Origin of the sequence: Kiloniella majae (assembly GCF_002118315.1) — a bacterium.
GTDB lineage: Bacteria > Pseudomonadota > Alphaproteobacteria > Kiloniellales > Kiloniellaceae > Kiloniella > Kiloniella majae.
The window spans coordinates 1-24357 of the sequence record NZ_MTSZ01000006.1 but is presented as its reverse complement, the minus strand read 5'-3'; the positions used below and the strand labels follow the sequence as shown (position 1 = coordinate 24357).

The window sequence follows — 24357 nt, the reverse complement described above, 5'->3', positions numbered from 1 at the left end:
TTATTCTATCTCCGTTAAGAAAGTTGAGGCGCAGAGAGGGGCAGGCCTCGGTAAAATAATTAAGCAATAGACACAGGATGTGCTTTTGCCAGTTTGTCGAACTCAACCAGAAGCGAAAGAAGCTCTGGAAGTTCTTGCACCCGAATCATGTTTGGCCCGTCGCAAGGGGCATTATCAGGATCCTGGTGAGTCTCCATAAAGAGGCCAGCAACGCCAACAGACATAGCAGCGCGGGCCAATACAGAAATGAATTCTCTCTGTCCGCCAGAGGTCGCGCCCTGACCACCGGGTTGAGCGACAGAATGCGTTGCATCAAACACAACAGGGCACCCTGTTCCCATGGCCATTATTGGTAAAGAACGCATATCGGATACAAGCGTATTATATCCAAACGATGCTCCACGCTCACATACCATTACCTTATCATTGCCAGATTCGATGATTTTTTGAGAGACGTTTGCCATATCCCAAGGGGCCAGAAATTGCCCTTTTTTGACATTGATTGCCCGTCCTGTTTTAGCAGCAGCAATCAACAGATCAGTCTGACGACACAAGAAGGCTGGAATTTGCAAAACATCAACAACTTGGGCAACAGGCTCACACTGATGTGCCGCATGAACATCCGTAATAACCGGACAGCCAAACTTTGATTTGATTTCTTCAAAAACGGACAAAGCTTCATCCATACCAATACCCCGTGAAGAGCTGAGACTGGTGCGGTTCGCCTTATCAAAAGAAGATTTGTAAATCAGGGGAATAGAAAGCTTTTCGCAGGCCTTGGTTAAAGCCTCGGCCATTTCAAGTGCGTGTGCTCTGCCTTCCATTTGGCAAGGACCTGCAATCAATACGAATGGTAGATCATTACCAAAAGTAACATTACCAACTTTAACGTGCCGTGATTGAAGGTCTGCATGCACTGCCATAAAAATAACTTCCTATTCTTCCCTATAAATTTACACCACCTGGTTCATTAGAGCTAAGCCTTAAAATCCTAAGACTTAAACCAGGCGAGACTGTTCTATCGCGGCTTTCACAAAAGAAGTGAAAAGCGGATGCGGCTCAAATGGACGGGATTTCAGTTCAGGATGGAACTGAACACCAATAAACCAAGGATGATCTTCCAACTCAACAATTTCAGGAAGTTTACCATCTGGTGACAATCCAGAGAATTTAAGACCTGAAGCTTCGAGTTTTTCGCGATAGTTAATGTTCACTTCATAGCGGTGACGATGACGCTCATCAACAAGTTCAGTACCATAAGCTTCACGGACCTTTGACCCTTCGGCAAGCGCGCAAGGATAACTTCCCAAACGCATTGTCCCACCGAGATCACTACCATAAGAACGCTGTTCCATCTCGTTGCCGCGTGCCCACTCAGTCATGATCCCAACGAGAGGTTCATCACACGGACCAAACTCGGAAGAACTAGCATCAGCTAGACCGGCAAGATTACGTGCCGCATCAAGAACGGCCATTTGCATACCAAAACAAATACCAAAATACGGCACATTTGTTTTACGTGCAAAGCCAGCTGCAGCAATCTTGCCTTCAGAACCACGCTCACCAAAACCGCCCGGCACAAGAATACCATGAACATTTTCGAGGGCTTCAATCGCCCCTTCACTTTCAAAGATCTGTGAATCCAGCCAGTTAATTTTAACTTTAACGTTATTGGCGATACCACCGTGAACCAACGCCTCAGCAAGTGATTTATACGCATCCAACAATGAAGTGTATTTACCAACAACACCAATTGTCACTTCGCCATCAGGCTCGCGGATCGTTTGTGTCACCTGATCCCAACGCGATAGGTCGAGATCTTTTTTGGGCTCAATACCAAAATGACGACACACTTCTTCATCAAGGCCTTGTTCATGATATGCCCGAGGCACAGCATAAATAGTATCAACATCAAGAGCAGGAATAACAGCCGTTTCACGGACGTTACAGAACTGGGCAATCTTGCGAAGAGAGCTTTCTGGAATTTCCTGTTCACAACGGCACAAAAGCATGTCCGGCTGAATACCAACAGATTGCAGTTCTTTTACAGAATGCTGTGTTGGCTTTGTTTTCAGCTCACCCGCAGCTTTAAGATAAGGAATAAGCGTCAGGTGAATAAACAAGCTGCGCTCACGTCCAAGCTCATTCCCCAGTTGGCGAATAGCTTCCAGGAACGGTAGTCCCTCAATATCCCCAACTGTTCCTCCGATCTCGCAAAGGATGAAATCTTCATCCCCCAGATCAGACATTACAAACTCTTTAATCGCGTTCGTAATGTGCGGGATAACCTGAATAGTCGCGCCCAGATAGTCACCACGGCGTTCTTTCGCCAAAACCTCGGAATAGATTTTCCCGGTTGTTACGTTGTCACTTTTACGGGCTGATACCCCCGTATAGCGCTCGTAGTGCCCAAGATCCAAATCTGTTTCTGCACCATCATCGGTCACAAAAACCTCACCGTGCTGATAAGGGCTCATCGTGCCGGGATCAACATTGAGGTAGGGATCAAGTTTACGGAGGCGGACCTTGTAGCCACGTGCCTGAAGCAGCGCACCAACAGCCGCGGAGGTCAACCCCTTCCCCAAAGAAGAAGTCACACCACCGGTAATAAATATAAAGCGCGTCATGAAACTCGTTGTCACTTAATTCAGTTTCAACAAAACCGGGACCCTGTTGGCCCCGGTCAATGATAGTACGTAACGGAAATAATCCGAAACTTATTCTGAAACCGGAGGAGCAACGGGTTGCTCAGTCTCGGTTTGAATTGCAGGAACAGTAATATCATCTGTAATAGAACGTGTTGTACGTCCTGTATCTGCAAGGATTGTCAGCAACAAACTAGAAGCGATAAAAGCTGCGGCCAATATTGCTGTTGTACGAGTTAGCAGGTTTGCAGTGCTTTGCCCGGTGAGAAAACCACCAAAGCCGCCTGAACCACCACCGGAACCGCTTCCTCCCATTCCAAGAGCACCGCCTTCGCTTTTCTGCACAAGGACGACACCAATAAGGGACAAAGTAATCAACAAATGAATGACCAAAAGGACGTTGTTCATCGTTAGTAGTCTCTCAAACTTTCCGGGATAAAATATCCCTATTCAACACTAAACCACACACCCCAAATTGAACCCAGAGTGTGTCGTTCTCATGCGCCTATTCAAAACTTAACAGGCTATTTAGCCTTTTCAGATCGATATGACCAGTGTCATCTAGCACCAATCGCCCAAAAATCTTCTACTTTTAAACTCGCACCGCCGACCAGAGCACCGTCAACATTAGACACAGCAAGGAGTTCAGCCGCATTTGCCGGCTTCACAGATCCACCATAAAGTATCCGAATCTTTTTTGCCGCATCTTCGCCAAAACGGTCATTCAGAAGCCCACGAATGAAATTATGCACGTCAGCAACATCAGCCGGTGTAGCTGTTTTACCTGTGCCAATGGCCCATACAGGCTCGTATGCAAGTACAATGTTATTCGGATCACAGTCGCCAGGTAGAGATTCTGTAACCTGCGCCTTGATCACGCTCAAAGTATCACCTGATACACGTTCTTCTTCTGTTTCGCCAATGCAGATTATTGGGGTCAGCCCTGCTTTGAGTGCAGCGGCACTCTTTGCATTTACATCTGCATTTGTCTCGCCATGATCCGTACGTCTTTCCGAGTGCCCTGTGAGGACGTATCCACAGCCAATATCTTTGAGCAATTCAGCAGAAGTATCACCTGTGTGAGCACCAGATACATTGGCGTGGCAGTCCTGACCACCAACAGCAAGATCAGTACCTTTTGTCAGAGAGAGAACAGTGCCAAGCAAAGCCGCTGGTGGGCACACAACAAAATCAGCAGATATGGAATCCTCATTTATTTTCCCTAAAAGTCCCTCTACCAACTCAGTAGCAAAGGACACAGATCCGTTCATCTTCCAGTTACCAGCAATGAGTTTGCCTGCCATATTCGATTCTCCCTAAAAATTATGGGCACATCTATACAATGTCGTTCCCAACAATCCAAGGCTGCTGGTTTTTTTAATGCTACAAAGCTGCTTGCTCTCCCAAAAGAGCGTAAAAACTTCACAACACAGTAATATGGGGCTTATTCTTTAAAAACGCTGTTGCCCAGCCTCTGCTCCATCCCTAAGATGCCCCGCACGATTATGTATACGAAATAAACTTTATAAAGATTTCACGGGTAAGTTATGGCTCATAAAAAACCAGGCCTTTTAAAACGTATTATTGTTTTGGCTCTCTTTTGTCTGTTGATCCTGAGTTTTGCTGCTTGGGGCATTCAGGATATTTTCCTGAACCTTGGCAACAATCAAACGGTCGCAAAAGTTGGTGACGTAGAAATCACCCAAGCTGAATTTGCCAGCGATTTTTCCCGTGAAACCAGTGCCCTCTCTCAACAGCTTGGACGCGCCCTCGATGCACAGGAAGCACAGCAGCTAGGCCTAGACAATCGTGTTGTTTCCCGCTTGGTTGCAAGAGCACTTTCTCAAGTGCAATCCGATGAGATGGGATTGACTGTTTCTCGTGAGCAGCAACAAAAAGAAATTCAGAAGATTGAAGCCTTTAAAAATGAGGCTGGCCTTTTTGATGCAGCACGTTTTCAGTCAACGCTTTATCAGGCTGGTCTTTCTGAAGCAGCGTTTCTTGCCGATCTAAGTAACGATATTGAAAGACAGCAACTCAACAATGCCATCACAGGTGCTATTCCTGTACCGCAGAAAATGGCAGAACGACTTTACAGCTATCAAACTGAAAAGCGGATTGTTGACTATATAGAAATCCCTTACAGCAGATTTTCTCAACTGACTGACCCAACAGATGCAGATCTTGCATCATACTACGAAGAAGAAAAACAGAACTATCTGGCCCCGGAATATAAATCAGTCAGCTACATTTTTCTTGATCCAACCAAAGCAGCACAGAATGTCGTTCTGACAGATGATCAAGTTCAAGAAGAGTTTCTGGCACAAAAGGACAGCCTTTCGCTTCCTGACCGCCGCAAACTTGTGCAGATGTTGCTAAGCGACGAAGCCGAAGCCAATGCAGCATATGATAGACTTATTAATGGCGCAGACTTCGATACAATCGCGACAGAAGTAACGGGCTCTGCGGGCGTTGATCTTGGGATCATGGAACGATCTGATTTACTGCCAGAATTACAGGATGCAGTTTTTGGTCTGGAAAATGCAGGCGTTGTTGCGCCAGTAAAATCTCCCTTGGGGTGGCACATTGTTTCCGTTCAGGAAATCTCTCCTGCGCGCGAAGCTCAGTTTGAAGAAGTCGAAGAGCAAATCAAGAAAGATGCCGCATTACGCATCGCAACGGATGAAATAATTTCCATTGCCAATCAGCTTGATGATGAAATTGCTTCCGGCGCGACACTTGAAGAAGCAGCGAGTAAACTTGGGCAAGAAATACTAAGCTACGAAGCAATTGATGCAGAAGGCCTTGATCGCAACGGCTTACCACAATTTGGTCTGGCAGAAGATGCCAGGTTCCGCGAAATTATCGCGCAAACAGAATCAGGCTCTGATAGCTTGCTGACAGAACTCGAAAATGGTGGTTACTTCCTTCTAAAGGTGAATTCAATCACACCTCCTGCGCCTCGTCCATTGGAAGAAGTGAAGGTTCAGCTCGTGAGCTCTTGGCTTGAAAACAAAAGAAGCGAAGAAGCAAAAGCTATTGCAGACAAACTTGCTGAAGAAGCGAAGAACGGCACACCTTTGCAAGCTGTCACAGACGAAGCAGCCGAATTGATCAAATTTGGTGTTGAGATGAACCGCTTCTCTGCAAGCATCGGTGAAGCCTTGGCTCCTGCACTGGTAAGAGACATATACAAAGCTGAAAAAGGTGACGTACTGACTGGTCAGGCTGATAATGGCTATTTGGTTGTAAGTTTAACAAAAATTGAGCAACCGAATTTGTCCACTGTTACTGAAGAAATTGAGAGCACAAAAGGTGCAATTGAAAACTCCTACAAAAACGATGTCTATACACAGTATATATCAGCTCTTGAAAAAGACTTTGGCGTTGAGATCAATCAAACCTCAATCAATCAAGCTATTAACCCTTATGGTCATTCAAACTAACAATGAAGAACCCTGTTACATTTGAGGCGTTTCTAGAAACTTACAATCAACAAAAACCACAGGTCGTGTGGACAACGTTGATTGCAGATCTGGAAACGCCCGTTTCTGCCTTTTTGAAACTGGCAGAACGTCGAGCCAATAGTTTTCTTTTCGAATCTGTCGAGGGCGGAAATACGATTGGGCGCTATTCCTTTATCGGTTTTGATCCCGATCTGGTATGGCGATGTAACGGATCAAAAGCTGAAATTAATCGTCAATATCAAACATCACCTGATGCTTTTGTTGATGAAAACGACACCGCTTTGGAAAGCTTGCGTAAACTGGTCTCTGAATGCAGGTTTGACCTGCCTGAAGATTTCCCGCCTATGGCAGCCGGTATTGTTGGTTACATGGGGTATGAAACAGTTCGTCAGATGGAGCATTTACCTACGGATAATCCCGATAACCTGGGCCTCCCCGAAGGAATGTATTTACGCCCCACCGTAACAGCCATTTTTGATCGGGTTGAAGATCAGATTCTGGTCACAACAACTGTATGGCCCAACAATAACCTCAGCGCCCGAGATGCTTTTGAGGCTGCGCATAATCGATTGGCTGCAGTAACCGCTGACTTCAACGCGCCTTTGCAACACAAGCCAGAAGCATTTGAAGGCGATTTGGTGCTGCCAGAAACAGCATCCAACCTTACCAGGGAAGAATTTCACGGTATTGTTGAACGCGCAAAAGAATACATTCTGGCAGGTGACATTTTCCAGGTGGTTCTATCACAACGCTTCTCTGTTCCTTTTACACTTCCCCCCTTTGCCCTCTATCGGGCATTGCGGAGATTGAACCCCTCGCCTTTCCTGTTCTTCCTGAACTTTGGTGATTTTTCCGTTGTTGGCTCCAGCCCTGAAATTCTTGTGCGTGTCAGGGATGGCAAAGTTACCATCCGTCCAATCGCGGGGACCCGTAAACGTGGTGCCAACGCCGCGGAAGACAAGGAACTTGCAGCAGATCTTCTCTCAGACCCTAAAGAGCTTGCTGAACATTTAATGTTACTGGATCTCGGACGGAATGATGTTGGCCGTGTCGCCGAGGTCGGTAGCATAGAAGTAACCGAACGCATGATTATTGAACTGTATAGCCATGTCATGCATATCGTCTCTAACGTCGAAGGTACTCTGGACACCAAACGTGCTGATATGATTGATGCTCTTGCCGCAGGTTTTCCTGCAGGTACAGTATCCGGCGCCCCCAAGGTACGTGCGATGGAAATCATTGATGAACTGGAACCGGAACGCCGAGGCATCTATGGCGGTGCAGTCGGATATTTTGGTGCTGGTGGTGGTATGGATACCTGCATTGCTTTGCGTACAGCAATTGTCAAAGATCAAACAATGTATATTCAAGCTGGCGCCGGTGTCGTCGCGGACTCTGTTGCAGAATCAGAATATCAGGAATGCCACAACAAAGCCCGCGCCCTTATCCGTTCTGCTGAAGAGGCAGTTCGTTTCGCAGCTCAGAAAAACAACATCTAAGTTAGTAAAATAATAATTTAGTTATTACTGTGAAACTCTCATCTGTTTGAGAGAAGAGTTCAAGGGCCTCTTGGGTTCAGGGAAGGTTGGCAACATGTCTGGAGTAGCAACCCCTTTCATGACTGCTGGTCTTTCTTTCATAGCAAAATACCAGGCATTTAAATAAGAATATTCGGTTACGCCAAACCCCATATGAACAGCAGTATAAACCCAACCAAAAATAGCCATATCAACAATTGAATAACTTTTGAGAAACCATTTTTCTGATCTGGATAAATATTCATCCATAACGCTATAAAGGCGTTCTCCCTCATTGCTATACCGTTCTAAAGCGTATTCGTTATTAGTATCCCCGGCATGAAACGCAAAATGTGCTCTCTGACCAAACAAAGGTCCGATTGATGCAGCCTGAAAAAATAACAGCTCCATACCCTTGGTCCTTTCAAATTTATCCGAGGGAAAAAATTGCCCTGTTTTTTCCGCCAAATAATGTAAAATTGCATTTGATTCCGAAACTGTAATTCCCATCTCATCATCCCGTAAAATTGGAATTTTAGCGTTTGGATTCATGTCAACAATCGATTGGTCAAACTGCTTTCCTGATCGCACATCAATGGTCTCAAGATTATAATGCAGGCCCATTTCTTCTAAACCAATAGTGACTTTATAGACGTTTGGCGTGTTCAAACCATAAAGTGTAAGCATACTTTCCCCCTTAATTCAGATGTTGATGGTTAGACACAACCTCATATGGATGAAAATCTGGCGTCGCCATTGTAAAAACTTTTGCCATTTCAGGGGCGTTACCACCTTGGAGTTTGAGAACAAAAGCTTCTAATGAGGCTTTATCCTTCCACTGGGCATAATTAACGACATGCTTTGAATCAAGGGATCGGTGAACGTTTCCTGAAATGAAGCCTGGCTCATGAATCATTGTTTTTTGCAGTGCGCGTTCAAGCTGTGTAACCAATGCTTCTTGATCACCATCAATGGGCGTGAGGATATTAATCATGGTCAGAATGTTTTCCTCAGAATCAATCTCTGTTTTTACATCTTGTGCATTAGCGATAGGCAAACCGCTCAACAAAGCCATCACACCCATAATACAAAAGAATTTTCTATACATTGTCTTCTCCGTTTCTAATTTATATAATGATCGTTACATATATAAACTCCACACTACAAGGATTCTTTAGTGACCGTTACAAATAAAAAAAGAGGACGCCCAAGAGGTTTTGATAAAACTCAAGCTCAGGAAATCGCTCTAAAGCTTTTTTGGGAAGATGGGTACGAGGCGACAGGCTTATCCAAACTAACAAAAGCAATAGGTGTTGGCGCACCTAGTCTCTATGCTGCCTTCGGTTCGAAAGCTCAGTTATTTGAAAAGGCAGTTAATTTATATCAAGCACAATGTACTCCGTTTTTTCAGGATGCATTTTCAGCAAGCAATCTGCCCGACTTTATCTGCTTACTCTTTGATAGCGCCGTGAAAAGTTATACACAGAAAAATTCTGGCCGTGGATGCCTTATTTTAGATGGCACCCGTAATGCGTCAGACCCAGAGGCTCTTGAAATCACTCAAAAAATACGGGAAAATTTTCACCGACAATTGGTTGATAAGCTGACACAGCTTGGTGCGAAGGAACCAGAAAAGATGGCAGATGTCTGTCAAACGACGATGACAGGTCTTTCAGGCGCAGCACGGCATGGATTATCCCGTGACAAAATGCATGATGTTGCCCAAATACTTGCACATAGTATACACGGAAACCCTAATCAATAATGGACTATAGTTACCAAAGACATTCTTATACGTTGCATTGGTATTCCTGAAACTTTCAACAAGATCTAAGCAAGGGATTATTGATTAAACGATCCAATAAGAAAGTAACTAATTGGTTTTTTTTAATGCCATAATCGCGGAAATAGGAACAATATCAAACCCGCGAGCTTCGGCTTCCTTGATCCATTTATGCAAAACTTCAACAGTCGATTTATGTGGGTGACCAATTGCAATGGCATGCCCATTCTTCTTTGCGATGCGTTCTGCCTGTTTTAATTGCTTTAAAATTTCCAGTGTATTTTTGTAATCATTATCAATAAAGACATCCCGTCTAAGAACAGGTACCCCCATCGAAGCAGCAACAGAAGCGGCAACACTACTTGGAGACGTTCTTGAATCCATAAAGAAGTGATCCGTCTGCTCAATTCTGGATATCACCACTTCCATTCCCTGTCTCCACCCCGTAAATTTGCTGCCCATATGGTTATTGATACCGATATAGCCATCAAACTGAGCCATTCCCCATTCCAGACGCGCGAGTATTTCTTCGTCACTTAATCCGGTTAATAATGCTTTAGGTCCAGGATCAGCAGAACCAAGTGGCTCCATAGGAACATGCAACATTAATTCATGCCCTTTTCTACGCGCTTCAGCAGCCATTTCTTTTACATCAGGCGCGTAAGTCATAAAAGCCAAGGTAATTGCCCCGGGTAGCTCTATTGCAAGCTCAGCCCCCCTTCTATTCACACCCACATCATCCAGCACTACGGCAATCATAGGCCGTTCTGGCCTTATCCATTCACTTCGTTGATCTGGCTCAGCCAACGCTTTCTCTTGTGGTGGCAAAGAGGCAACTTGGTCATCATTGGTCCGGGATTGATCTGCTGCCGTAATTACAGAAGTATTCTTTTTCGTTTCCGATACCTTTGCAGGTTCTTCAATCTCATTGGGGATTGATTTTGGAGGAGCCGATTTTTGGGATAGTGATTTTTCTCTAGGCGTGATCTCTTTATCTTCAGTAATCGTCACGTTCGGCGGAAGATTAGCAGGTCCATTCGCCCGACCATCTTCCAAAACAGTATCATCGATAGAAATATCACCAAGATTAATAGGATGTGGCTTGTTGGCGGGCGCAGCCGCCAAAGCTTTCTTTTTCGCCTGAGCTTCTGTTAATTGAGGCTGAGGCTCAGGTGTTTTGGCGTTATCTTTGTTTTTTTGAAGAATAAGAACTGAGGAAACAGCCAGTGCAATAAAAAAAAGAAAACCAGCAATAATAAACAAACTTCCACGCTGAGATCTACTGGTGGAACGTTTGCTCTTGTTTGCCTTCTTTGGCAAGGAGTCTGTTTTTTTTGTCTTACGTTTTGCTACCATGAATCCACTCTACTAAGAGCGATCATATGTATATCAGCCTCGCAGAAGTGAACAGTATAAACTCATAAAACTTGTCACATACAGATATCTGTCTGCCTGTGTAAGTCAACGATCCGTTTTGGCAAAATCGTTTAATATGGGACAATCCGGTCGATGGTCTCCCTGGCATTTTTCAATCAGGTTGCTCAAGGTATCTTTCATACTTTGCAGTTCAGCGATTTTACGATCCATGTCAGCCACATGCTGCTTTGCCAGGGCTTTGACCTGTGAACTCGCTCTGTTGCGATCATTCCACAGCGTTAGCAAGGCAGAAACCTCATTAATGGAAAAACCAAGACTTCGGGCTCTCTGGATAAACTTGAGCGTTTCAATATCCCTTTCCTGATAGGCACGATAACCAGAAGAGGTTCTTCCCGCAGGTTCGATCAAACCGATAGATTCATAATATCGTATCGTTTTTGCCGGCAGTCCCGAAACTTCTGCAACTTGACCAATTTTCATCATCAATCAATCCGTTTTAAAGAAGAATAGAGCGATAAAGAGCTCGCCATAACCGTTACTGAACTTAATGCCATCGCCAATCCTGCCAACACTGGGCTTAATAAGCCAGACGCCGCCAGCGGCAAACCAATAACATTATACACAAAGGCCCCGATAAGGTTATGAGCAATTTTGTCGTGGATCACCTGACCTGCTCTGATCGTTTTATATACCAGATAGGGATTACTTTGAATAAGCGATGCATCTGCGGTATTAATTGCCACGTCGCTGCCATCCCCCATCGCAAGACCAACATCAGCACCCGCCAATGCCGGGGCATCATTAATTCCATCGCCAACCATAACAACGATTTCATTCTGTTGATGCAATTCTTTCAGGTAAGCCAGTTTATCCTCAGGCAGAAGGTTTCCCACTACCTTTTCGATAGCCAACTGTTCAGCAACTTTCTGAGCAGCTAACTGTTGATCACCGCTTAGCATAACAACTGAAATTCCCTGCGCTTTCAGGGCCTGAACAGTTTCAAGAGATTGAGATTTTATTTGATCTTGCAACGCAAAGCCGCAAATAACTGTCGCAGCATTATTGTTTTCAGCATTCCCTATTTTTCTCGCAACCCAAACCAATGATGCACCACACGCGTTATTGGCTTCGACAAAATCTTGGTAAAAATCAAGCTGTACGCTTGCTTGTTGCATATAGCGTTCACTACCCAGAAAGTAGGTATCGCCAGCAAGCGTCGCAGAAAGACCAAGGCCCGGAACTGCTGTTATTTCATCAAAGTCTCTCGGTATTATTTTATCATCAATAAACTCTATAAGTGCCTTTGATAATGGATGAGCACTATCCTTCGTAAGCCCAAGAACCACGGATAAGACATCTTCATTATTTTTGTCATCAGGAAAAGTTGTTGAAATAACTTCCGGGCGTCCTTCAGTTAGGGTACCCGTTTTATCAAAAACTACTGTGGTCGCCTTTGATAGCTTTTCAATTACATCTGCATTCTTAACCAGAATTCCCATTCGCGCAGCCTGACCACTGCCAACCATAATTGCCGTCGGCGTTGCGAGCCCAAGAGCACAAGGGCAGGCAATAACAAGAACAGTCACGGCATTTATTATTGCTACTTCGACGCTAACAGAGCCAAGTATCCACCACCCCAGAAATGTCAGCAATGAAAGTAACAGCACTGCCGGAACAAACACAGCACTGACTTTATCGACCAGCTTCTGAATTCTGGGTTTGGTAATACGTGCTTTTTTAACCTGCTCAATAATCAGCGACAGACGAGAGCTTGTCCCGAGAGTCGTCGGTGCAAGATGCAGTACGCCTTCACCATTCACCGTTCCCCCAATAACGGCATCACCGATGTGTTTGATCACCGGCATCGCCTCGCCTGTAATCATGGCCTCATCAATTTGGCTTGTTCCCTTATCGATCACACCATCAACTGGAACAACATCCCCTGGCCTGACAATAACTCTATCATCAGCAGCAACCTTTGCTGCGGGAACGGTCAGCTGCTTTCCATCACGTATAACCGTTGCATTTAGTGGCTGAAGTTGAATAAGAGATTCCAAGGCCTTGTTAGTTTTTTCTTTAGCCTTCTCTTCAAGCACCTTTCCCAGAAGAACCAGCGTAATAACTGCGGCAGATGCTTCGAAATAAAGTTCATGCGCCAAATGCGATGACCATGACATCCACTCAGAATAATCACCTAACAAGATAAAAACAGACAGTCCAAAGGCGGCAGAGGTGCCTATGGCAACAAGAGTATCCATATTACTCTGACCAAACCTTAGAGCTTGCCATATTCCTTTGTAAAAGCGTGCCCCAGCAAATACTTGAACAGGTAATGCCAATAAAAACTGGATAAAAGGCGGAACGGAATAATTCAGTCCCAATGGCAGAAAAACCATTTGCCCAACCAGAGGAAAAGTTAGAAGTAACGCCAAAAGAAATAACCGTGTGTCAGAACCGTCTTGATCATTAGCCGAATCAATTGATTGCACCTTAGCTTCATCAGAAACCGCAACTTTGGGCACAAGAGCTGCTTGATATCCCTTATCTGCCAAGCTTTTAAGCAACAGACTTTCATCAACTCTACCCGTATAGCTGATGGTAGCTGTATTACTCATTAAATCCGGAGACGCGCTCACAACACCTTGGACGGATGTTAAAGCTTTCTCGACAGAGCGAACACACCCTGCGCAAGACATTCCCTTAACCGTTAACTCAATGACTTTTGACATAAAAATACATTCTTCTGGTTTGATAATAAGCTAGATATGAGGCTTACAGTTACGGGAAGGTCAAGCCACGAATTATAAGAAGCGTGATAAAAGAGTAATAAAAATATCAAAACTTAAAATAAATCAGGTTTTTCCTTATTTCTTCGGCATAATCTTGCTGCTATAACTTTTTGCAATCTAACTTTAGCAATCAGCGAAAGCCCGTGTGCCGAAATGTTATTACTGATCGATAATTACGACAGCTTTACTTATAATCTCTACCATTTCCTTGGGGAGTTGGGCGCGACGATTTCCGTCGAACGCAACGATCAGATTTCGGTTGATGAGGTAATGGCCCTTAATCCAGAGAGGATTGTTATCTCTCCCGGTCCCTGTGATCCTTCATCAGCGGGGATATGCCTTGAGCTTGTAGAGCGAGTAGCGGGTAAAATTCCTGTATTGGGTGTTTGTCTTGGACATCAATCAATTGGGCAGGCATTTGGCGCCAAGGTTGTCCGGGCACCAAGTCCGATGCATGGCAAAACCAGTCCCATAAAACACAACGGGAAAAGTGTTTTCAAAGGATTACCAGATCCGCTAACCGTCACGCGTTACCACTCATTAACGATTGAGCCAGATAGCATGCCAGATTGTCTGGAAGTTACAGCCTGGACCGAAGATGGTGTCATAATGGGGCTTCAGCACAAAGAACTCCCCTTGCATGGTGTTCAATTTCATCCCGAAAGCATTGCCTCTGAAAAAGGCCATGATCTCTTAAAGAATTTTCTAACGGTATAGAGCCCTAGCAGGAATTAAACCGCTTAAGCTTTATCCATTGGAATAGATAATAAGGAGGCTTGTTCCATGTCAGGGGAACTGAGCGACATAAAATCATTTATCGCCTACGTAGCTGACGGCAACAATCTAACTGCCGAGCAATCGGAAAGTGCCTTTGATCTGCTGATGACAGGTGAAGCCACTTCGGCACAAGTTGCTGGCTTCTTGATGAGCTTGCGTGTCAAAGGTGAAACTGTCGACGAAATAACGGGCGCAGCACGCTCTATGCGCAGTAAGATGCTGACGATCAAAGCACCTAAAGATGCCATTGATGTCTGTGGCACAGGTGGTGATGCAAAAGGAACACTTAACGTTTCAACGGCAACAGCTTTTGTTGTCGCTGGTGCCGGGGCTATCGTCGCCAAACATGGTAACAGAGCGGCTTCGTCCAAAAGTGGTGCTTCCGATGTTTTGGGTGCACTGGGCATTGGCCTTGAAGCAAGTGTCGATGCCGTTGAAAAAGCTTTGGCAGAAAACGGAACTTCTTTTCTGGCAGCCCCCTTGTATCATTCAGCCATGCGTCATGTTGGACCCACAAGGGCAGAGCTTGGTACCCGGACAATTTTCAACCTTCTAGGCCCCCTCTCCAATCCCGGAAAAGTAACCCGCCAAATTACAGGTGTATTCGGGCGGGAATGGGTAGAACCCCTCGCACAGGTATTACAGGCTATTGGGCATGAAAAAGCCTGGGTTGTGCATGGTGCGGAAGGCTTGGATGAATTATCAGTTTCCGGACTCAGCTATATTTCTGAGCTGGATCAAGGACAAATCAGAAACTTTGAGATAATTCCTGAGATGGCTGGATTGGAAAGATCCCCAATAGACGAAATCATTGGTGGCGACGCCACTTTTAATGCCGCTGCAATGCGGGAAATGCTCGGTGGAAGAAAGAATGCTTACCGAGATGCTGTTGTCCTGAACTCAGCCGGGGCATTAATCGTTGCAGGGAAAACCAATGATCTCAAAGAAGGCGCTGCGATGGCAGCAAAGTCCATTGATAGCGGTGCTGCACTCGCCAAGCTTGACGGTTTGGCTTCATATACGAACAAGGAAACAACTCAGTGAGTGATGTTCTCAAACGCATTTGTGATGATAAGCTCGAATTTGTGCGAGCCAGAAAAGAAAAAACCTCTCTTTCTGAATTGGAAGCAAAAGCGGCAGCTCAAGATACCCCGCGCGGCTTTTACAAAGCCCTACAAAGCAAATACGAGCAAGGCAAGTATGGCCTGATCAGCGAGATTAAAAAGGCATCACCAAGCAAAGGCCTCATCCGGGCAGATTTTGACCCCGCATCCCTAGCTAAAGCATACCAATCTGGTGGCGCAACGTGCCTTTCTGTTCTAACCGACGAGCCTTATTTTCAAGGTGCAGATCAATATCTGCTCGACGCGCGCGCCGCTGTCGACCTTCCGGCCCTGCGCAAGGATTTCATGCTTGAGCCATACCAAATTGTCGAATCACGTGCACTTGGCGCAGATTGTATTCTCCTGATTATGGCCGCATTGGAAGATCAGCAGGCAAGCGAACTTGAAAGCCTTGCTTTTGATCTTGGCATGGACGTGCTGGTAGAGGTTCATAATGCAGAGGAACTGACCAGAGCACTCAATACCCTCAAGTCCCCTCTTCTTGGTGTTAATAACAGAAACCTGAAGACACTCGTAGTTGATATTGCAACAACAGAAGAGCTATCCAAGATGGTTCCACAGGACAAATTACTTGTTGCCGAAAGCGGTTTATACAGCCCCGCAGATTTAAACCGCATGCAGGCAATCGGAGCCACGACCTTTTTGATCGGGGAATCATTAATGCGTCAGGAAGATGTCACCGCAGCCACTATCAATCTCCTAAAACAATAAGCCGGGGGAATGCCCCCGGTTATAAAAGATATTATCAATAAGATACCTAATCTCTAGAATAGATGCGGTTGCGTACTAAATTGGATAAAAAAGATGTCATCAGGAAACGAACTTACTCACTTTGATCAAGAGGGCAAAGCTGTCATGGTTGATGTTTCGGATAAGACCGAAACCGTCAGAACAGCAATAGCCAAAGGGCGAGTATTGGTTCAACCTGAAACAATGCAGCTTATTCAACAAGGCGGCTTCAAAAAGGGCGACGTTCTCGCAATCGCACGCTTGGCTGGTATTATGGGGGCAAAAAAAACGCCCGATCTGATCCCTCTATGCCACCCCCTGATGCTGACATCCGTGAAGGTTGATTTCACTCTGGATCCTGATAATAACGCCATTGAAGTTATTGGAACCTGTAAACTAACGGGGCAAACTGGTGTCGAGATGGAAGCCTTGACCGCAGTATCTGTCGCATCTTTAACCATCTACGATATGTGTAAAGCAGTTGATAAAGGTATTCAAATCACAGACATCAGACTTGTCAAAAAAACTGGTGGTAAATCAGGCACCTACGAGGCGAAATAATGATACGAGTTGAAGAAGCTTTACAACGGATTCTTGCTGGTTTCACAGAACTGTCGCCCGAAACCATCTCCCTGCACGATGGCTTGGGACGGGTTCTCGCAAAAGATATCAAAGCCAGATTGACACAACCCCCGAGCGATGTTTCTGCCATGGATGGCTTTGCCGTAAAGTCCTCTGATATTCAGACCGTTCCTGTTACCCTCAAAATAAGAGGCGAAGCACCAGCTGGTGGAAGCTATGAGGCTCAGCTTCAAGATGGCGAAGCCGTTCGTATCTTTACTGGTGGCCCCGTTCCTCTTGGTGCTGACTGTATTGTTATTCAGGAAAATACAGATCACGACGATGTAAACGTCACTGTTAAACAAGGCCAAGTACCAGGTCGTTACATTCGCCCTGCCGGACTGGATTTTAGCGAAGGGCAAATCGGTCTAGAAAAGGGTACAACACTCACAGCACGTGACCTCGCACTTGCCGCAGCCATGAACCACCCCTGGCTAGAAGTATACCGGAAGCCCAAGGTTGCAATACTGGCTACAGGTAATGAAGTTGTCCTGCCCGGAGTTACACCGGGTCCAAATCAAATCATTAGCTCGAACACAACCGCCCTGATGTCATTTGTTAAAGAATGCGGTGGTGAACCTATATCGCTTGGCATTGCCCCCGATGACAAGGAAGCCCTCTCTGCTATGGCTAAGGGGGCTGAAGGTGCGGATCTGTTATTAACGACAGGCGGTGCGTCCGTTGGCGACCACGACCTCGTTCGCTCTGTACTTGGAGAGCAAGGCCTTGAAATTGACTTCTGGCGGATTGCCATGCGTCCCGGGAAACCGCTGATTTTTGGCAAGCTTGGGCAAACGCCAATGATTGGCCTTCCAGGAAATCCGGTTTCAACCCTTGTCTGCGCCTATATTTTTGCCCGCCCTGCCTTATGGAAGATGACGGGCAGAAACCCTGATAATCTACAGATAGAAAAGGCTGTTCTTACCCAAGCTCTTGGAGAGAATGATAAACGGCAGGATTATTTGAGAGCCAAATTATCAACCAATTCATCCGGACAGCTAGAGGCCACCCCTTTTGATCGGCAGGACAGCGCGATGTTAAATCTACTCCGTAAAGCAGATTGCCTCGTGATCCGGGCCCCTTTTGCCTCACCTGCGGCCAAAGGAACAGAAGTCGAGATAATTAGGCTTTAGGCGAAAGAAAAGACGCAAAACCTCTTGACCTGAAACGAGAACCAAAGTAGAACAAAAGATATGTTTTTGTTTTGTTCTACAGAAATCAAGTTCTGTATTTCGGGGGAATTTTAATGCTGACCAAGAAACAACGTGAGCTATTGCTTTACATTCGGGATCACTTGACCCGAACCGGGGTTTCGCCTTCTTTTGATGAAATGAAGGACGCATTGGAATTAAAGTCAAAATCTGGCATTCATCGCCTGATCACCGCCTTGGAAGAACGCGGTTTTATCCGCAGACTTGCACACAGAGCACGTGCCGTTGAAATCCTGAGGTTACCTGAAGATCTCGGACCAGTACCACAACATCAGGAACATGACGCCCTTAAGCAACAAAACAATCCTCTGCTTAATGACAACATAGAAGCAGCTAATCAATCATCTGATGACACCGTGCAACTTCCACTCTATGGGAAAATCGCTGCCGGTACTCCTATCGAAGCACTGAACGATCCAGCCAACTACGTTGATGTTCCATTGAACCTTCTCGGCAGCGGTGATCACTACGCCCTTACTGTGGAAGGTGATTCCATGATCGAGGCTGGCATTCTTGATGGCGACACTGTGCTAATCAAAAGATGCGACACCATAGAAAATGGACAAATTGGCGTGGCTTTTGTTGATAATACAGAAGCAACTCTTAAACATGTCCGACGCCAAAGCGGTAAAATTAAACTAGAGCCTGCTAATGCTGCCTATGAAACCAAAATCTACGAAGCAGGCAGAGTTCAAGTTCAAGGCAAGCTTGTTGGATTGCTAAGAACATATCATTAACAGTATATTACAAAACATTCCTAATATCCTTATTGAACTTTAATCACCTCTATTCCACGGGCGATTGCCTGTAAATTCACTAACTGTTTGTATGTTTGGTGGTGCGCCCTGTTTAAGTGATATGCTGTGCACACCACCTTTTCTCAAGCTCCAATAGTCCAGAGCACGATTACCGCCATCTTGACTATTTTGATGACACCAACGTGGAATTTTTTGTCTCGCTGCAATTAGCAATCCCCCCTGATTACACTCCTCTGAAAAAGCAGTACCGTTTTTTATAAAAGATAACTTTGTTTCCTGTAATGTTAGGCGGCAAGCTTCTGCGTCACACTTCAGATAATCACGCGATAGCTCTTCCCAGGGCCTGACATTTTCCAACGCCAAATCCTGTTTCCAGATCCGGGCAACAAATCTCGATCGTCTTGTATTGTTTAGGTAAAGCGTATCACCTATGGCAATACCAACTAACTGACTTTTGGGGTCAATTAAAACATCAGGTTTTCCAGAAACAGTATTGATATAAATAACAAATATGGCCACAGGGATACTCCCTGCCCATCTGATTTTTGTTTTAAAAAGACATAGCCAAATACCGCCAAACGTCACAAAGGCCAACATAGAAACAGGAAAAGCACTTAATCGCCACGCTCCATGTGGGATATGGGCAACCACACGCGCAATCCACAATAAGAATTCAAACGCCTGCCCCAGTACTAGGACAGCCCATCCTTCCATCCCAAAAGGAAGCAATAGATAACAAACCAAAACCAATGGCATTAGAACGAATGCTGTGAAAGGAACCGCCACCAGGTTGGCAAGGATGCCGTATAAAGGCAGGTTATGAAAATGATAGAGCACAAAAGGTGCGGTAGCTATGGACGCAACAAGCGAACAATAGCAGGTAAGCTTTATCCCGTTTAGCATTTTACCAAACAAATTCTGCTCGACATTTTTATGAGAATACCATTCAAAGAAAGCGACAAGCGCCAAGACAGCAGAAAATGACATTTGAAAACTGGCTGAAATCAAAACTTCGGGATAAATCACGAGTAGAAATACCGCCGCCACAGAAACAGTTCTGATGGAAAGCGCTTTACGATCCAACACAACGGCGCTGAGGCTCACTGCTATCATGATAAATGCTCGTTGAGCTGACAAAGGATGATTAATGAGCAGCAAATAAAAAAAGCAAAAGAAAATGGCAGCAATTGCCGCAATCTTTTTGATTGGGAAGTTTAACGCGACACTTGGAAACAACGCCAAAACAAAACGTATAACAAAGAAAAGAATTCCTGCCATCAAGCCCATATGTAATCCAGAAATAGCTAATAAATGAGCTAAACCTGCATCCCGGATTTCTTCTTTGGTTCTTTTCGAAAGGCCGCCTTTTTGTCCCGTTAAAAATGTTACAACGAGATCTTTTTGATCACCTTCTAAATGTTTACCTACTTTTCTAACAATTGAATTCCGGGTTTCTGCGGCCGTCATTCCCATGTGATTAAAGTCATTCTGCTTTTCTCTCGATGACAGCTCTTCAACAATCTTCACTCTGCCAAGAATATAACCAACGGCGCCAATTTGTTGGTAATAGGCATGCCTTGCATAGTTAAACCCACCCGGAATACTAGGACGAGCTGGGGGCTGGATTACAGCCAGAACTCGCACACGCATTCCAACGCGGATATTTTCTTGCTGTAAATTAGACTTCAACCGCATGATATGAGGAGTGCTGAGCCACTTGAAGGCTTTGCCCGACAAATTATCCAGCAAATATCTTTGCCCCGGTGAGCTTGGTTCGATCTGAACAACCCGTCCTTCAAAATAGCTGGGACCGAACTCTCGCTCAACTGCAGGTGCAGCTATTCTATCGGTCCTGTAGGTCGCAGATACGAAACCCGTCGAAGCTAAAGCAGCCGCGATAAAGAGATACTTCCCCATCGTATAAGCTGATCCGCGAGAATTATGTCGAATAAAGGCCGGGAAGAAGTAGTAAAGACCAGCAACCACAGACCACAAACCGCAAAAAATAATCAGAGACTGTTGTAAACTTGGCTCAAAGGGCAGAGAAAAATAAAGCCCAATACCTGCCCCGATAAAGACAGGAAACCAGTTAGCAAAAGTGCCTTGCTCTTTGGTGAAAATCTCTAACAGCCTCAAATCCCCCTGGCGGTCAGTTTATTACAACAAAAGGGAAAAACATCTTCTTTTTTCAACCCAGCCTGATTATCTCTCTCCGCCTATTTTTTACACCTTGGTTTACCTGGTAAAAAACATAACAGTGATATGATAAAGCTACTCATTTTGGACCTGCCTATTTGCGAGACAGCCAACAATGTGTTACACCTCCGGCGAAACAAAGTCTTTGTTATCCAGGTAAAGAGTTTTACAGAACCTCACAAGCACCGGATAACCCTCACTGAGACTAATACCCAAAACCTCTGGATTATCGGAAGATCGTCATGAGCAATCCCACGAAACAGGTCGTGACCCGTTTTGCACCTTCACCTACTGGATTTCTTCATATTGGTGGCGCACGTACAGCCCTATTTAACTGGCTTTTTGCCAAGCACCATGGCGGTAAATATTTATTGCGGATCGAAGATACAGATCGCAAGCGTTCAACACCTGAAGCCATCGAAGCCATCATTGATGGTCTTGACTGGTTAGGGCTAAAACATGACGATGAAATCACCTATCAGTTTTCCCGTGCAGAACGCCACCAACAGGTTGCTCATCAACTTCTGTCTGAAGGGAAAGCCTATCACTGCTATTGCAGCCCAGAAGAGTTGACTGAAATGCGGGAAACCGCACGTGCCGAAGGTCGCCCAATGAAATATGATGGCCGCTGGCGTGATCGCCCTGCATCAGAAGCCCCCGACGGTGTAAAACCTGTTGTGCGCCTAAAGATGCCTCAGGAAGGTGAAACCCTCATCAAAGATCTTGTACAGGGTGAGGTTACAGTCGCCAACAGCCAACTTGATGACATGGTCCTACTAAGAGCCGATGGCACACCAACCTATATGTTGTCTGTTGTTGTTGATGATTACGATATGGGGATTACACATATTATCCGTGGGGATGATCACCTGACAAACGCTTTCAGACAGACCCAACTCTTCAAAGCAATGGGGTGGGAACTTCCCAATTTTGCCCATATCCCTCTTATCCATGGTGCAGACGGTGCCAAGCTTTCAAAACGCCACGGTGCCTTGGGTGTTGAAGCCTATCGCGATGATATGGGATACTTGCCCGAAGCTTTGCGTAACTATTTACTCCGTCTTGGATGGGGACATGGTGACGAGGAAATAATCTCGACAGAACAGGCCATCAAATGGTTTGATATTGACGGGGTTGGTAAATCGCCATCTCGCTTTGATTTTGCCAAGCTTGAAAATCTGAATGGTATCTACATCCGTAATGCGGATGATAGCTATCTGGCTGATATTATTTCTCCCCTCATTTCCGAGAAGGAAGAGATTACAATATCGGATGACCAAAAAGCTGTTCTTGTCAAAGGGATGTCTGGCCTGAAAGAACGGGCAAAAACGATTATCGATCTTGCCGACAGTGCTGCCTTTTACGTTAAGAGCCGCCCCTTGCAATTAAACGATAAAGCCAAAAAACTTCTGTCAGACGAAGGCAAAGAGAACTTGAAGACGCTGTTACCTGTCCTTCAAAGCCTTTCTGTCTGGAAAGAAGACCTGCTGGAAAATACAGTCAAAAGCTTTGCCGAAGAGAACGAACTCAAACTTGGCAAGGTTGCCCAGCCATTACGCGCCGCACTAAGCGGTTCTAATGTTTCGCCAGGGATCTTTGAAGTCATGGCAATCTTGGGCAAAGACGAATCAATCAACAGAATTACGGATCAAGTTTGAGGAAATAATTAATCAAAAATATTGCAGCGCACAATTTGATCTTAAGTAGCAAAAGTATTATGCTGCTGCGCAACAAACCAGAATAATAACAAAGAGCAGAGGTTCCAAATATGTCAGATACCGACAACAAAAACAGCGTCACCGTTACGGACAACCGCACCGGACACAGTTGGGATATGCCAATCCTCGAAGGAACTTGTGGACCAAATGTTATCGATGTTAGAAAACTGTATAGTGAATCTGGTTGCTTTACTTATGACCCTGGCTTCACTTCAACGGGTAGTTGTGATTCTTCCATCACTTACATTGATGGAGACAAAGGTATATTGCGCCACAGAGGATATTCTATCGAAGACCTAGCCTCTGGAAGTGATTACATGGAAACATGTTACCTTCTTCTGAACGGAGAACTGCCAACAAAAGCAGAATCAGACGAATTCAAAAATCAAATCACTTACCATACAATGCTTCACGAACAGATGCTGAATTTCTATCGCGGGTTCCGCCGTGATTCGCATCCGATGTCAATTATGGTTGGTGTTGTAGGTGCTCTTTCTGCGTTTTATCATGACTCAACAGATATACGTGATCCACAACAACGTCTGATCGCATCACATCGCCTGATCGCGAAGATGCCGACGATTGCTGCTTATGCCTACAAATATTCTATTGGCCAGCCCTTCGTCTATCCAAAGAATGATCTGAGCTATGCTGAAAACTTCCTTCACATGACTTTCTCTGTTCCATGTGAAGAATACAAAGCGAGCCCAGCACTTGTCCGTGCGATGGATCGTATCTTTATTCTTCATGCTGACCACGAACAGAACGCCTCAACCTCTACGGTGAGGATTGCAGGTTCAAGTGGTGCAAATCCTTTTGCATGTATTGCTGCAGGTATTGCATCGCTCTGGGGCCCTGCACATGGTGGAGCGAACGAAGCTGTTCTTAACATGCTTCAGCAAATTGGACACAAAGACAATATTCCAAAGTTCATTGAACGTGCAAAAGATAAAAATGATCCTTTCCGTCTAATGGGCTTTGGGCACCGTGTATACAAGAACTACGATCCACGTGCTTCTGTTATGCGTGAATCCTGTCATGAAGTTCTGGAAGAGCTTGGCATTAACGACCCACTTCTAGAATTGGCAATGGAACTTGAAAAGTTCGCTTTGTCCGATCCATATTTTGCGGACAAAAAGCTTTTCCCGAACGTGGATTTCTATTCTGGTATCATTCTACGCGCAATGAACTTCCCGACATCAATGTTCACTGTTCTCTTTGCCTTGGCAAGAACAGTTGGTTGGGTTGCTCAGTGGAAAGAAATGATCGAAGATCCAAGCCACAAGATCAGCCGCCCTCGCCAGCTTTATTTAGGATCTGGAGAGCGCAACTTTATACCTGTCGAAGACCGCTAAACTTAAGTTCGACACTTATAAATTCCAAAAGCCAGTTGCTTTCAGCAACTGGCTTTTTTTTATGAAGGTTATTCATTTTGAGCCTTTCCGGACTCTTTACAAAGACGAGGTTACAGAAAGCTGCATTATTTACGACATGACTTACCGCTATCTCGTTTCACATACCATCACTTTGTCTAAACGATTACCCAAACACAATCACACCAATATCGGTGACCCGTCCTGAAATACGTTGACGTTTTTTTAGGTTATAGCCAGCTGCATTTTGCAGCTGGCTTTTTTATGCACTT

The 24357-nt window shown here is 45.1% G+C and carries 21 protein-coding genes; 11 read left to right on the top strand and 10 right to left on the bottom strand.

Annotated elements, in window-relative coordinates:
- Positions 1 to 59: 59 nt before the first annotated feature.
- The 4 genes from kdsA to tpiA all read right to left on the bottom strand — a co-directional run bounded on the left by kdsA (position 60) and on the right by tpiA (position 3949).
- Positions 60 to 923 carry a 3-deoxy-8-phosphooctulonate synthase gene (gene kdsA / locus BKB51_RS15890; protein WP_085902112.1) on the bottom strand — a complete coding sequence of 288 codons (864 nt, stop codon included), beginning with the start codon at positions 921 to 923 and terminating at the stop codon, positions 60 to 62.
- Between the two features lie 75 nt (positions 924 to 998).
- A complete protein-coding gene (locus tag BKB51_RS15885) occupies positions 999 to 2627 on the bottom strand; it encodes a CTP synthase (protein WP_085902111.1) in 1629 nt (542 codons plus the stop codon).
- Between the two features lie 90 nt (positions 2628 to 2717).
- Positions 2718 to 3053 carry a preprotein translocase subunit SecG gene (gene secG / locus BKB51_RS15880; protein WP_085902110.1) on the bottom strand — a complete coding sequence of 112 codons (336 nt, stop codon included), beginning with the start codon at positions 3051 to 3053 and terminating at the stop codon, positions 2718 to 2720.
- 149 nt (positions 3054 to 3202) lie between these two features.
- Positions 3203 to 3949, bottom strand: a complete 747-nt coding sequence (tpiA, locus tag BKB51_RS15875; protein WP_085902109.1) for a triose-phosphate isomerase — start codon at positions 3947 to 3949, stop codon at positions 3203 to 3205.
- Between the two features lie 243 nt (positions 3950 to 4192).
- On the opposite strand from tpiA, the gene BKB51_RS15870 reads away from it, so the two are divergent.
- Together BKB51_RS15870 and trpE are read left to right on the top strand one after the other, a co-directional pair.
- Complete coding sequence (locus tag BKB51_RS15870) at positions 4193 to 6091, top strand: SurA N-terminal domain-containing protein (RefSeq protein WP_085902108.1); 1899 nt, start codon at positions 4193 to 4195, stop codon at positions 6089 to 6091.
- Between the two features lie 2 nt (positions 6092 to 6093).
- On the top strand, positions 6094 to 7611 hold the full coding sequence (gene trpE / locus BKB51_RS15865; protein WP_085902107.1) for an anthranilate synthase component I: 1518 nt from the start codon (positions 6094 to 6096) through the stop codon (positions 7609 to 7611).
- Between the two features lie 24 nt (positions 7612 to 7635).
- On the opposite strand, the gene BKB51_RS15860 is transcribed toward trpE, so the two are convergent.
- Together BKB51_RS15860 and BKB51_RS15855 are read right to left on the bottom strand one after the other, a co-directional pair.
- Positions 7636 to 8316: a glutathione S-transferase family protein gene (locus BKB51_RS15860; protein WP_085902106.1), complete on the bottom strand. Its 681-nt coding sequence runs from the start codon at positions 8314 to 8316 to the stop codon at positions 7636 to 7638.
- Between the two features lie 10 nt (positions 8317 to 8326).
- On the bottom strand, positions 8327 to 8737 hold the full coding sequence (locus BKB51_RS15855) for an antibiotic biosynthesis monooxygenase family protein (protein ID WP_085902105.1): 411 nt from the start codon (positions 8735 to 8737) through the stop codon (positions 8327 to 8329).
- A 69-nt stretch (positions 8738 to 8806) separates the two neighbouring features.
- On the opposite strand from BKB51_RS15855, the gene BKB51_RS15850 reads away from it, so the two are divergent.
- Positions 8807 to 9394 carry a TetR/AcrR family transcriptional regulator gene (locus BKB51_RS15850; RefSeq protein WP_085902104.1) on the top strand — a complete coding sequence of 196 codons (588 nt, stop codon included), beginning with the start codon at positions 8807 to 8809 and terminating at the stop codon, positions 9392 to 9394.
- 108 nt (positions 9395 to 9502) lie between these two features.
- On the opposite strand, the gene BKB51_RS15845 is transcribed toward BKB51_RS15850, so the two are convergent.
- The 3 genes from BKB51_RS15845 to BKB51_RS15835 form a co-directional block, all read right to left on the bottom strand.
- A complete protein-coding gene (locus BKB51_RS15845) occupies positions 9503 to 10768 on the bottom strand; it encodes a divergent polysaccharide deacetylase family protein (protein ID WP_085902103.1) in 1266 nt (421 codons plus the stop codon).
- Between the two features lie 105 nt (positions 10769 to 10873).
- Positions 10874 to 11269 carry a Cu(I)-responsive transcriptional regulator gene (gene cueR / locus BKB51_RS15840; RefSeq protein ID WP_085902278.1) on the bottom strand — a complete coding sequence of 132 codons (396 nt, stop codon included), beginning with the start codon at positions 11267 to 11269 and terminating at the stop codon, positions 10874 to 10876.
- A 2-nt stretch (positions 11270 to 11271) separates the two neighbouring features.
- Positions 11272 to 13518, bottom strand: coding sequence for a heavy metal translocating P-type ATPase (locus tag BKB51_RS15835; RefSeq protein WP_085902102.1), 2247 nt, complete (start codon positions 13516 to 13518; stop codon positions 11272 to 11274).
- A gap of 213 nt (positions 13519 to 13731) precedes the next feature.
- On the opposite strand from BKB51_RS15835, the gene BKB51_RS15830 reads away from it, so the two are divergent.
- The 6 genes from BKB51_RS15830 (at position 13732) to lexA (ending at position 18777) form a co-directional block, all read left to right on the top strand.
- A complete protein-coding gene (locus BKB51_RS15830; RefSeq protein ID WP_085902101.1) occupies positions 13732 to 14295 on the top strand; it encodes an anthranilate synthase component II in 564 nt (187 codons plus the stop codon).
- A 66-nt stretch (positions 14296 to 14361) separates the two neighbouring features.
- Positions 14362 to 15399, top strand: a complete 1038-nt coding sequence (trpD, locus tag BKB51_RS15825) for an anthranilate phosphoribosyltransferase (protein WP_085902100.1) — start codon at positions 14362 to 14364, stop codon at positions 15397 to 15399.
- The gene (trpC, locus tag BKB51_RS15820; protein WP_085902099.1) at positions 15396 to 16190 is read left to right on the top strand and encodes an indole-3-glycerol phosphate synthase TrpC; all 795 of its coding nucleotides are present in this window, start codon (positions 15396 to 15398) and stop codon (positions 16188 to 16190) included. Before trpD ends, trpC begins: the two co-directional genes overlap by 4 nt.
- A 93-nt stretch (positions 16191 to 16283) precedes the next feature.
- Positions 16284 to 16769, top strand: coding sequence for a cyclic pyranopterin monophosphate synthase MoaC (gene moaC, locus BKB51_RS15815; RefSeq protein ID WP_085902098.1), 486 nt, complete (start codon positions 16284 to 16286; stop codon positions 16767 to 16769).
- Positions 16769 to 17962, top strand: coding sequence for a molybdopterin molybdotransferase MoeA (locus BKB51_RS15810; protein WP_085902097.1), 1194 nt, complete (start codon positions 16769 to 16771; stop codon positions 17960 to 17962). Before moaC ends, BKB51_RS15810 begins: the two co-directional genes overlap by 1 nt.
- A 113-nt stretch (positions 17963 to 18075) precedes the next feature.
- On the top strand, positions 18076 to 18777 hold the full coding sequence (gene lexA / locus BKB51_RS15805) for a transcriptional repressor LexA (protein WP_085902096.1): 702 nt from the start codon (positions 18076 to 18078) through the stop codon (positions 18775 to 18777).
- Positions 18778 to 18816: 39 nt separating this feature from the next.
- Here lexA and BKB51_RS15800 read toward each other — a convergent pair whose 3' ends face one another.
- Positions 18817 to 20934 carry a ComEC/Rec2 family competence protein gene (locus BKB51_RS15800; RefSeq protein WP_085902095.1) on the bottom strand — a complete coding sequence of 706 codons (2118 nt, stop codon included), beginning with the start codon at positions 20932 to 20934 and terminating at the stop codon, positions 18817 to 18819.
- 302 nt (positions 20935 to 21236) lie between these two features.
- Here BKB51_RS15800 and gltX point away from each other — a divergent pair, with 302 nt between their 5' ends.
- On the top strand, positions 21237 to 22652 hold the full coding sequence (gltX, locus tag BKB51_RS15795) for a glutamate--tRNA ligase (protein WP_085902094.1): 1416 nt from the start codon (positions 21237 to 21239) through the stop codon (positions 22650 to 22652).
- Positions 22653 to 22762: 110 nt separating this feature from the next.
- Positions 22763 to 24067: a citrate synthase gene (gene gltA / locus BKB51_RS15790; RefSeq protein WP_085902093.1), complete on the top strand. Its 1305-nt coding sequence runs from the start codon at positions 22763 to 22765 to the stop codon at positions 24065 to 24067.
- Positions 24068 to 24357 lie beyond the last annotated feature (290 nt).